Source organism: Allobosea sp. (assembly GCF_030695125.1).
GTDB lineage: Bacteria > Pseudomonadota > Alphaproteobacteria > Rhizobiales > Beijerinckiaceae > Allobosea.
In genome coordinates this window covers 1-8,888 of record NZ_JAUYTP010000002.1, presented here as the reverse complement: position 1 = coordinate 8,888, position 8,888 = coordinate 1, and the positions used below count along the sequence as shown (strand labels likewise).

The 8,888-nt window shown below is 65.7% G+C and carries 7 protein-coding genes and 1 pseudogene; 7 read left to right on the top strand and 1 reads right to left on the bottom strand.

Annotation, left to right across the window (positions count from 1 at the left end; translation table 11 throughout):
• Positions 1 to 1,545, top strand: a pseudogene (locus Q8S38_RS00045) (DNA-directed RNA polymerase subunit beta'); the annotation flags it as partial.
• A gap of 72 nt (positions 1,546 to 1,617) precedes the next feature.
• Here the strand turns inward: Q8S38_RS00045 and Q8S38_RS00040 are convergent.
• Complete coding sequence (locus Q8S38_RS00040) at positions 1,618 to 2,538, bottom strand: LysR family transcriptional regulator (RefSeq protein ID WP_305678368.1); 921 nt, start codon at positions 2,536 to 2,538, stop codon at positions 1,618 to 1,620.
• 97 nt (positions 2,539 to 2,635) lie between these two features.
• Here Q8S38_RS00040 and Q8S38_RS00035 point away from each other — a divergent pair, with 97 nt between their 5' ends.
• The 6 genes from Q8S38_RS00035 to tuf form a co-directional block, all read left to right on the top strand.
• Positions 2,636 to 3,613 carry a Bug family tripartite tricarboxylate transporter substrate binding protein gene (locus Q8S38_RS00035; protein ID WP_305678367.1) on the top strand — a complete coding sequence of 326 codons (978 nt, stop codon included), beginning with the start codon at positions 2,636 to 2,638 and terminating at the stop codon, positions 3,611 to 3,613.
• A gap of 3 nt (positions 3,614 to 3,616) precedes the next feature.
• Complete coding sequence (locus Q8S38_RS00030; RefSeq protein WP_305678366.1) at positions 3,617 to 4,498, top strand: alpha/beta hydrolase; 882 nt, start codon at positions 3,617 to 3,619, stop codon at positions 4,496 to 4,498.
• A 312-nt stretch (positions 4,499 to 4,810) separates the two neighbouring features.
• On the top strand, positions 4,811 to 5,182 hold the full coding sequence (rpsL, locus tag Q8S38_RS00025; protein WP_038358286.1) for a 30S ribosomal protein S12: 372 nt from the start codon (positions 4,811 to 4,813) through the stop codon (positions 5,180 to 5,182).
• Between the two features lie 74 nt (positions 5,183 to 5,256).
• Positions 5,257 to 5,727 (top strand): 30S ribosomal protein S7, encoded by a 471-nt coding sequence (gene rpsG, locus Q8S38_RS00020; protein ID WP_054144020.1) that lies wholly within the window; start codon positions 5,257 to 5,259, stop codon positions 5,725 to 5,727.
• Between the two features lie 36 nt (positions 5,728 to 5,763).
• Entirely contained in the window at positions 5,764 to 7,839 is a 2,076-nt protein-coding gene (gene fusA / locus Q8S38_RS00015; RefSeq protein WP_305678365.1) for an elongation factor G, read from the top strand.
• 54 nt (positions 7,840 to 7,893) lie between these two features.
• Positions 7,894 to 8,888: elongation factor Tu (gene tuf / locus Q8S38_RS00010; RefSeq protein WP_305678364.1), on the top strand; the 995-nt coding region annotated here is incomplete at its 3' end.

Here is an 8,888-nt window from a genome sequence, read left to right as displayed (position 1 = left end):
GTCTGCGCGACCTGCTACGGCCGCGATCTGGCCCGTGGCACGCCCGTCAACATGGGCGAGGCCGTCGGCGTCATCGCGGCGCAGTCGATCGGCGAGCCGGGTACGCAGCTCACCATGCGCACCTTCCACATCGGCGGCGCGGCGACGATCGCCGACCAGTCCTTCACCGAGTCGAACTTCGAAGGCACGGTGAAGATCCGCAACAGCAACCTCGCCCGCAATTCGGACGGGGACCTGATCGCCATGGCGCGCAACATCGCCATCGTGATCGTCGGGCCCGATGGGGCTGAGCGCGCGGTCCATCGCGTCCAGTTCGGCTCGAAGCTGCGGGTCGACGAGGGCGACAAGGTCAAGCGCGGCCAGCGCCTGATCGAGTGGGATCCCTATTCCCGCCCGATCCTGGCCGAGGTCGACGGCACCGTCGGTTACGAGGATCTGGTCGACGGCATGTCGATCACCGAGACGACCGACGAGGCGACGGGTATCTCCAAGCGCGTCGTCATCGACTGGCGTGGCTCGGCCCGGACCTCGGATCTGCGCCCGGCGCTGACCGTGCATGGGCCCGACGGCAAGGTGGCGAAGCTCGCCCGTGGCGGCGAGGCCCGCTACATCCTGCCGGTGGAGGGCATCATCTCGATGGAGCCCGGCGCCTCGATCAAGGCCGGCGACGTGCTGGCGCGTGTCTCGACCGACTCGGCCAAGACCCGCGACATCACCGGCGGTCTGCCGCGGGTGGCCGAGCTGTTCGAGGCCCGTCGTCCGAAGGATGCCGCGATCATCGCCGAGAAGTCGGGCGTGATCGGCTTCGGCAAGGACTACAAGAACAAGCGTCGCGTCACGCTGACGCCGCATGACGGTTCCGAGGGGCTCGAGTACCTGATCCCCAAGGGCAAGCACATCCATCTCCAGGACGGCGACGTCGTGGAGACGGGCGACTACATCCTCGACGGCAACCCGGCCCCGCACGACATCCTGGCGATCAAGGGCGTCGAGGAGCTGGCGGCTTATCTGGTGAACGAGATCCAGGAGGTCTATCGCCTCCAGGGCGTGGGCAACAACGACACGCACATCGAGGCGATCGTCCGGCAGATGCTGCAGAAGGTCGAGATCACGGATGGCGGCGACACCGACATCCTGACCGGCGACCAGATCGACCGGATCGAGCTGCAGGAGATCAACGCGAAGATGAAGGAAGAGGGCAAGAAGCCGGCCTCCGGCGTCCCCGTGCTGCTCGGCATCACCAAGGCGAGCTTGCAGACCCGCTCGTTCATCTCGGCGGCGTCGTTCCAGGAGACCACCCGCGTCCTCACGGAAGCGGCGGTCAACGGCAAGTACGACACGCTGGAAGGCCTCAAGGAGAACGTCATCGTCGGCTCGCTGATCCCGGCCGGCACCGGCGCGCAGGTCGCCCGCATCAAGCAGGTGGCGACGCGTCGCGACGATCTCATCGTCGGTCAGAAGGCGGACGCTGCCGCCAAGGCGGCGGCCTCCGCGGCCAAGGCTGCGGCCAAGGCTGTCGAAGCGGCGCTGCCCGCAGCGGAGTAGGCTCCGCGCGCGAGATCGCGATGCATGGATCAGGGCCGTCCTTCGGGGCGGCCCTTTTTCATGGCCACGGGATCAAGGGGGCAGGCGCATCGCGGCGGCCCTGCGCAGCTCGTCGAGGAAGATCGCGGTCACGGGAGGCAGCGATCCGCTTCGACGCCGGATGATAACGAGGCTGCGGCGCCAGACGAGGCCAGGGCCGGCGAGATAGTTCAGCCGGCCGGCATCGACCTCACGTCGAACCACATCATGGGGCAGGACCGTCAGAAAGCTGGTCGCGGCGACGAGCGTGGTCAGGACATGGATCGAGCTGGTTTCGGCGCTGGGTCGCGGAGGCTCGACGCCGTGGCGCAGGAACATGTCCCTGAAACCGGAGGTGACGATGTTGCCCTTCGGGGGCATCGCCCAGGGAAAGGCGAGCAGATCGCTGACGTCTGCGGGCGGCCGGCCTTCCGCCAAGAGCGGATGTGTGGCGGAGGCGACGACGCCGACGTCATCATCGTAGAAGGGGGTCGCGACCAGCCCGGCATCGATCGGTTCGTCGCGGCGACCCGAAACGACGAGATCGACTTCGCCGCGGCCGAGCGCCTGCAGAAGCTGCTCGCCGGTGCCCTCGCGAATGTGGATCAGACAGGCCGGTGACTGGCTGACGAGCCGGTTGACGGCGAAGGACAACACCGTCGTCGTGGCGCTCGGGACGACGCCGATGCGGGCCAGCCCACGTCCGGCGCCGCGCAACTGGTCGATCTCGTCCCTCGCCCTCTCGGCCTCCAGCGCGATCGTCTCCGCGCGCGGCAGCAGGCTCCGGCCATAGACGGTCAGTTCCATCCCGCCGGCATGGCGCGCAAACAGGGGCACGCCGAGCTTCTTCTCGAGCCCGGCGATCTTGCGGCTCAAGGCCGGCTGCGAAAGGCCCAGCGCATCGGCGGCTTTGCCGATGCTGCCCAAGCGTGCAATCGCGAGGAAGGATGCCACCGTCCGATGCTCGAAACTCATACCCAATGGTTATGAGCCCCGTGAGAAAATGCAATGGCGCGCGCCGAGAGTGAGTGCCTAGTCTCGATCGTCATTTCCCGATCGCGAGGACGAGACGATGCTGAACCGCCGCAACTGCCTCGCTCTGCTCGGGGGCGCCGGCGCGGCGCTGGTGAAGGGCCCGGCCTCTGCCCAGGCCTGGCCTTCCCGGCCTGTCCGCATCGTAGTCCCGTTCCCGGCGGGCGGCAGCGCCGACGTCTCGGCCCGCTTGATCGGTGAAGCGTTCCGCGAGGCGCTCGGGCAGGGGACAGTGGTGGAGAACAAGCTCGGCGCGGGCGGCAACCTCGCCGCAACCGATGCGGCGCGTTCCCCGGGGGATGGCTACACGCTGTTCATCGGCACCAATGGCACGCAAACCATCAATGGCAGCCTGTACCGCCGGCCTGGCTTCGACGCGGTAACCGATTTCACGCCGATCGGGCTGGTATGGGAAGCGCCCAATGTCCTCGTTGTCAGCAAGGATCTGCCTGTCCGCACTGTCGCGGAGCTGGTCGCCTATGCCAAGGCGCAGCCCGACAGGCTGAGCTTCGGATCGTCTGGCATCGGGTCCCCGACGCATCTGGCCGCCGAGCTGTTCAAGGCACGGACCGGCGCGTCGATGACGCATGTCCCCTATCGCGGTCAGGCGCCTGCGATCACCGATCTGCTGTCGGGCCAGTTGCAGGTGATGTTCCCGCTGGTGCCGGACGTCCTCAGCCATCTCCAGTCGGGGGCGGTGAGGGCGCTGGCGGTGGCGGCGCCGGCGCGCTCGGCCATCGTGCCGGACATCCCGGCCATGGCGGAGGCGGGAGCGCCCGGCGTGATCGCCTCGGCCTGGATCGGGTTGTTCGCCCCTGCAGGCCTTCCCGGCCCGATCGAGAGACGGCTGGCGCAGGAACTCGGCAACACCCTCGCGCAGCCGAGGTTCATCCAGCGTTTGCGTGACATCGGCGTGGTGGTTCAGCCGCTGTTCGGGGAGGCCTTCGTCGCGAAGATGGCCGCCGAGCGCAGCCACTGGGCCAAGCTGATCGCCGATCTCGGCGTGAAGATCGACTGAGCGATGCCGGCCACCCCAGGATCCAAGCCTGTCTATCTCGACTACACGCAGGACGAACTCGATCGTAGCTACGACCAGCGGGTCTGGGCCGCCAACGCGGCGGCGATGATCGCCCGATATGGTGAGGCGAGCGCGCAGGCCCGCGTCTCCACCCGTCATATCCCAGACATCGCCTATGGGCCCCATCGCGATCAGCGACTCGACCTGTTCCTGGCCGAAGGCGACCGGGCCCCGATCCACATCCATCTTCACGGCGGCGCCTGGCGCGCCCTGGACAAATGCGACGCCTCGTTCGTCGCGCCGCCCCTGGTCGCCAGCGGCGCCCATGTGATCGTGCCCGGCTTCAGCAACCTGCCGGACGTGCGCCTGCCGGAGATGGTCGCCCAGGTCAGCGCGTGCGTCGCCTGGGCGCACCGGCACGCTGTCGCGCATGGGGGCGACCCGCATCGGATCACCATCTCCGGCCATTCCTCTGGCGCGCATCTGGCAGCCGTCTTGCTGACGACGGACTGGGAGGAGCGGGGACTGCCGCCCGACGTGCTGACAGGGGGGCTTTGCCTCAGCGGCAGCTATGATCTGGAGCCGGTCATGCTCAGCTCACGGCGGCTCTATATCGAGCTCGACGACCACGAGGTTCATCGGCTGAGCCCGATCCTGCATGTCCCACGGTTGCGCTGCCCCGTCATCGTTGGCATGGGCGAGGCGGAAAGTCCCGAGTTCCGGCGTCAGGGCGTGGCCTTCGCCCTGGAAGTGGAGAAGAGCGGTGGGCCGCTTGCCAGGCTCGAAGGCGACGGGCTAAACCATTTCGAGGTCGCCCTCGAACTCGCGGACGCCCGATCCCCCGCGGCGATCGCGCTCAAACGGCTCGTTCACGGCTCGTTTTGAGATTATCGGGCTTGACGCGAATCTATCCCCGAGTCATAAGCGCGCCACTGTCGGTGGTTGTCGGACACGTATGTCGCCTTAAGCCTTTGTTGCTGGCGAATTTCGCGGCCGAAACTCCACCGGAACTCCAGCGTCGATTGACGACATGGCAAGATGCAAGAATGCGGGGCAACCCGTGTTCCTCTGCTGGCGAGCGCGCCTGAGGCCCCTAACCGGGAGCCGATGGCGCGGCTTCGTTTGTGTCATGGCAACGACCGGGCTGGTCCGAGATTTTTGCGATTTCCAAACGCTCAATGGGAGCGAGAGGCCAGAATGCCGACAATCAGCCAGCTCATTCGCAAGCCGCGTTCGCCCGTCAAGGCGCGCAACACCGCTCCGGCGCTCGAGTCCTGCCCGCAGAAGCGCGGCGTCTGCACGCGCGTCTACACGACGACGCCGAAGAAGCCGAACTCGGCGTTGCGTAAGGTCGCCAAGGTGCGCCTGACCAACGGCTTCGAGGTGATCGGCTACATTCCGGGTGAGGGCCACAACCTTCAGGAGCACTCCGTGGTCATGATCCGCGGCGGCCGCGTCAAGGATCTTCCCGGCGTGCGCTACCACATCCTGCGCGGCGTGCTCGACACCCAGGGCGTCAAGAACCGCAAGCAGCGCCGTTCGAAGTACGGCGCCAAGCGTCCGAAGTAATTTCTGCCTGACCGGCAGGGGCATTGAAGCCCGGGCCGGTTCGCAGCGTTGAAAATTTGACCGGAGACTAGACGATGTCCCGCCGCCATAGCGCTGAAAAGCGTGAGATCATTCCCGATCCGAAGTTCCACGACATCATCGTGACCAAGTTCATGAACTCGGTCATGTATGAGGGCAAGAAGTCGACCGCCGAGCGGATCGTCTACGGTGCCTTCGACATCATCGAGTCCAAGATGAAGAGCGACCCGCTCGCCGTCTTCAAGAGCGCGTTGGAAAACGTCGCTCCGGCGATCGAGGTGCGTTCGCGTCGCGTCGGCGGCGCCACCTATCAGGTTCCGGTCGAGGTTCGCACCGAGCGCCGCCAGGCGCTGGCGATCCGCTGGCTGATCACGGCCGCTCGCGGCCGCAACGACAAGACCATGGTCGAGCGTCTCTCCTCGGAGCTGATGGATGCGGCCAGCAACCGTGGCAACGCGGTCAAGAAGCGTGAAGACACGCACCGGATGGCGGAAGCCAACCGCGCCTTCTCGCATTATCGCTGGTAATCGTCTCAGACACTCCGGAAAGACGAAAGCATTCTCATGGCTCGTTCCCATCCTATCGACCGTTATCGCAACTTCGGCATCATGGCTCACATTGATGCCGGGAAGACGACGACGACCGAGCGCATCCTGTTCTACACGGGCAAGTCGCACAAGATCGGCGAAGTCCATGACGGCGCCGCCACCATGGACTGGATGGCGCAGGAGCAGGAGCGTGGCATCACGATCACGTCTGCCGCGACCACCTGCCTGTGGCGCGAGCATCGCCTGAACATCATCGACACCCCCGGCCACGTCGACTTCACCATCGAAGTCGAGCGCAGCCTGCGCGTGCTCGACGGTGCCGTCTGCGTGCTCGACGGCAACCAGGGCGTCGAGCCCCAGACCGAGACCGTCTGGCGCCAGGCCGACAAGTATGACGTGCCGCGTGTCGTGTTCGTCAACAAGATGGACAAGACCGGCGCCGATTTCTATCGCTGCGTCCAGGACATCATCGATCGCGTTGCCGGCAAGCCCGTCTGCCTGCAGATCCCGATCGGCGCCGAGTCGGATTTCGCCGGCGTCATCGACCTGATCAAGATGAAGGCGATCGTCTGGAACGGCGAAGCGCTGGGCGCTTCCTTCGAGGAGAAGGAGATCCCCGCCGATCTGTTGGCCAAGGCGACCGAGTATCGTGGCAAGCTCATCGAAGCCGCCGTCGATATGGACGATGCGGCGATGGAAGCCTATCTCGACGGCGTCGAGCCGGATGCCGAGACGCTGCGTCGTCTCGTCCGCACCGCCGTGCAGCGTCGCGCTTTCCATCCCGTGCTTTGCGGTTCGGCCTTCAAGAACAAGGGTGTGCAGCCCCTTCTTGATGCGGTCGTCGACTTCCTGCCGTCCCCGGTGGATCGCGGCGAGATCAAGGGCATCGACTTCAAGACCGAGGAAGAGACCGTTCGTCACCCGACGGACGAGGATCCCTTCTCCATGCTCGCCTTCAAGATCATGGACGATCCGTTCGTCGGCACGATCACCTTCTGCCGCGTCTATTCCGGCAAGGTCGAGACCGGCCAGGGCGTGGTCAACTCGACCCGCGACAAGAAAGAGCGCGTCGGCCGCATGCTGCTGATGCACGCGAACAACCGCGAGGACATCAAGGAGGCTTTTGCCGGCGACATCGTCGCCCTGGCCGGCCTCAAGGACGTCCGCACCGGCGACACGCTGTGCGATCCGATCAAGGCCGTCATCCTTGAGCGCATGGAATTCCCCGAGCCGGTCATCACGATCGCGATCGAGCCGAAGTCCAAGGCCGACCAGGAGAAGCTGGGCCTCGCTCTGGCCAAGCTCGCCAACGAGGATCCGTCCTTCCGCGTCTCGACCGACCAGGAGAGCGGCCAGACCATTCTCAAGGGCATGGGCGAGCTGCATCTCGACATCAAGGTCGACATCCTGCGCCGGACCTACAAGGTGGACGCCAATATCGGCGCGCCGCAGGTGGCCTATCGCGAGACGCTGACCAAGAAGGTCGACGTCGACTACACCCACAAGAAGCAGACCGGCGGCACCGGGCAGTTCGCCCGCGTCAAGCTGGTGATCGAGCCCAACGAGACGGGCAAGGGCTTCGAGTTCGAGTCGAAGGTCGTCGGCGGTACGGTTCCGAAGGAATACATCCCCGGCGTCGAAAAGGGCCTCAACTCGGTTATCGGTTCGGGCGTCATCGCCGGCTTCCCGGTGGTCGACGTCAAGGTCACGCTGATCGACGGCGCCTTCCACGAGGTCGACTCGTCGGCTCTCGCCTTCGAAATCGCGTCGCGCGCCGCGCTGCGTGAAGGTCTGCAGAAGGGCGGCTCCGTGCTGCTCGAGCCGATCATGAAGGTCGAGGTCGTGACCCCGGAAGACTACACCGGCTCGGTCATCGGCGATCTGAACTCGCGTCGTGGCCAGATCCAGGGCCAGGACATGCGCGGCAACGCGGTCGTCGTGAATGCGATGGTCCCGCTCGCCAACATGTTCGGCTACGTCAACCAGCTGCGGTCCTTCAGCCAGGGCCGCGCCAACTACACCATGCAATTCGATCACTACGAGCAGGTTCCGTCGGCGGTGGCCGCCGAGGTCCAGGCCAAATACGCCTGATCACCAGCCCGACCTGCTCTTCACGCAACAACGATTTGACTGACGGAGGCTACGATGGCCAAAGAGAAATTCGCTCGCACGAAGCCGCATTGCAACATTGGAACGATTGGTCACGTCGACCATGGCAAGACGTCTTTGACGGCTGCGATCACGAAGATCCTGGCTGAGTCGGGCGGGGCTACGTTCACGGCCTATGACCAGATCGACAAGGCCCCCGAGGAGAAGGCCCGCGGCATCACGATCTCGACCGCTCACGTCGAGTACGAGACGGCGGCGCGTCACTATGCCCACGTCGACTGCCCCGGCCACGCCGACTATGTGAAGAACATGATCACGGGCGCCGCCCAGATGGACGGTGCGATCCTGGTCGTGTCGGCTGCCGACGGCCCGATGCCGCAGACCCGCGAGCACATCCTGCTCGCCCGCCAGGTCGGCGTGCCCGCGCTGGTGGTGTTCATGAACAAGGTCGATCTCGTCGACGACGCCGAGCTGCTCGAGCTCGTCGAGATGGAGATCCGCGAGCTTCTGTCGAAGTACGATTTCCCCGGCGACGACATCCCGATCACCAAGGGTTCGGCGAAGGTTGCGCTCGACAACGGCGACAAGACCATCGGCCATGACGCCGTGCTGGCGCTGATGAAGACGGTCGACGAGTACATCCCGCAGCCGGCGCGTCCGCTGGACCTGCCGTTCCTGATGCCGGTCGAGGACGTGTTCTCGATCTCGGGTCGCGGCACGGTGGTGACGGGTCGCGTCGAGCGCGGCATCGTCAAGGTCGGCGAGGAAATCGAGATCGTCGGCCTGAAGGACACGGTCAAGACGACGGTCACGGGCGTCGAGATGTTCCGCAAGCTGCTGGACCAGGGCCAGGCCGGCGACAACATCGGCGCGCTGCTGCGCGGCACCAAGCGCGAGGACGTCGAGCGCGGGCAGATCCTGTGCAAGCCGGGCTCGGTCAAGCCGCACACCAAGTTCAAGGCCGAGGCCTACATCCTGACCAAGGAGGAGGGCGGTCGCCACACCCCGTTCTTCACGAACTACCGCCCGCA